Source organism: Microcoleus sp. BM001215392, assembly GCF_036700185.1.
GTDB lineage: Bacteria > Cyanobacteriota > Cyanobacteriia > Cyanobacteriales > Microcoleaceae > Microcoleus.
Map to the genome: position 1 here is coordinate 1 of NZ_JAUBOJ010000661.1, position 1,897 is coordinate 1,897.

A 1,897-nucleotide genomic window follows, 5' to 3' on the forward strand; every position below is an offset into this window, starting at 1 on the left:
CACCGCTTCCCCCATCATCGAACAGCGAACGCTCGCCGAGGCCGTTTTCTCCCACTTCAGCAACTGTTCCCGAAAACCCGCGTCTTGCTTGGCCCGCTGCACGATCGCCTGACTGATGACTTTCTTCTGAATTTGCTCTGTCGGGATACCTTGCTGCTTCAAATAATCCAACAACCGCTGCACGCTTTCGGAGAATTTATCCGGCGTCTGAGACATCAAAATAAACGAAATTTGGCGCACCATTCGCTGATAGATTTCCTGTCTTCTGAGCACCAGATCCTTTTGATTCAGCATCGTCTGCTGCGCTGTTGCTGACTCTTTATGGGAACCGTTGTCGGTAACAGCCAATCCCAGCAAACTCAAAATTTCAGCGCCCTTGACTAAAACCTTTTCCAACATATTTGGATAAAGCGCCAAAATGCGATCGCCCAAAATCTTGCCATTCACCAAACGGTTCGCGCTCAGCCGCAGTAAATGTTGTTCTCGGGCCGACTCAAAAAAATGTACAGTCAACTTTAATTCGTAGCTCTCCAACTCCACTTGACGCACCGTAAAAACCAAAGCCTCCCAATTAGGAGATTGGGCAAAACACACCTCCACAATCGAACTTTCCTGTTGATAGTGCTCCCCCAATTCCCCAGACTCAAAATCGCGATCGGCTGGCAAGCGATTTGCCGCAACTTTTGCAGTATAATCAAAGTTAGTAAAAACATAGGCACAGTCAACTTTCGACAGATCGACATCTTGAACCTGCCAATTTTGAATGCAGCAACCCGTAAGCTGCGCCCCCTCCAAATTCGTCCGAATTAAACGGCACTCAATCAAACAAGCTTCTCTTAAATCCGCCTCAGCCAACATCGCATCCATCAAATAAGCGCCGCTCAAATCAGCTTTCCGCAAATCGGCACTGCGCAAATTAGCTTCGCTCAAATCCGCCCGCAGCAAATACACTGCTTCCAGGTTAGAGCGCACCAAAAGCGCCTGCTTAAAACTCGATTTCAATAAATAAGCACCCGCCAGATTAGCTCGACTCAAATCAGCCCGATCCAGCACCGCCTCTGTCAAATCTGCCCCCGCCAGCACAGCTCGGTGCAAGTCAGCGCCTGTCAGATTTGCCGATCGCATTTGAGCACCATTCAAGTCAGCTTCAATCAAATTTACACCTGTCAGATTTGCCGATCGCAAATTCGCTTCCACCAAATGCGCTTCCCGCAAATTAGCACCCGTCAAATTCGCACCAACAAGACTGGCGCGGTTGAGATTCGCCTCCATTAACTCGGCCATCATCAACTGCGCGCCGTCGAGTTTAGCTTTTTCCAAATTAATTTGGTCAGATTTAACGTTTTGAAGATTAGCACCGCCCAAATCCGCCTCAAGAAGCGTCGCCCAATTAAGATCCGCTGCTTCCAAACAACTCAAGCGCAAATCTGCTTTTGCTAGATTTGCTCCGCTCAAATTTGCCCCGCTCAAATTCGCCCCAGCCATCCCCGCACTGCGGAGATCCGCGCGGCGCAAACAAGCCCCAATTAACTTAGCATTGCTCAAAAAAGACCAGCTCAAATTAGCACCAGTCAAGTTAGCACCAGTGAGGTCTATTTCTCGCAGGTTGACACCGCTTAAACTAGCACCGCTGAGGTCAATATGAGCAAAGTTGCGCTCTCCCTCTTGGTAGCGCTGTAAAAATTCCTGTATTTGCATTCGCAGGGGAAGGGGAAGGGGAAGGGGAAGGGGAAGGAAAAAAACTATTTCTAGTCTGGTAAAATAACAGTTATCATGGGGTACATCTCAATGCAAGCAAATATGTTTGTAGGGGCGAAGCATGACCGTAGTCAATATGGAATTATAACTAATAACTTATATGCGGTCATGCTTCTTCAGGCCTCAAAAACCAGATGCA

Annotated in this window: 1 protein-coding gene; it reads right to left on the bottom strand. The window is 48.2% G+C overall.

Features of this window, described 5'->3' with window-relative positions; translation table 11 throughout:
- The coding region (locus QT974_RS33910; protein ID WP_333472745.1) for a pentapeptide repeat-containing protein at positions 1–1,698 on the bottom strand (1,698 nt) is incomplete at its 3' end.
- Between the last annotated feature and the right edge of the window lie 199 nt (positions 1,699–1,897).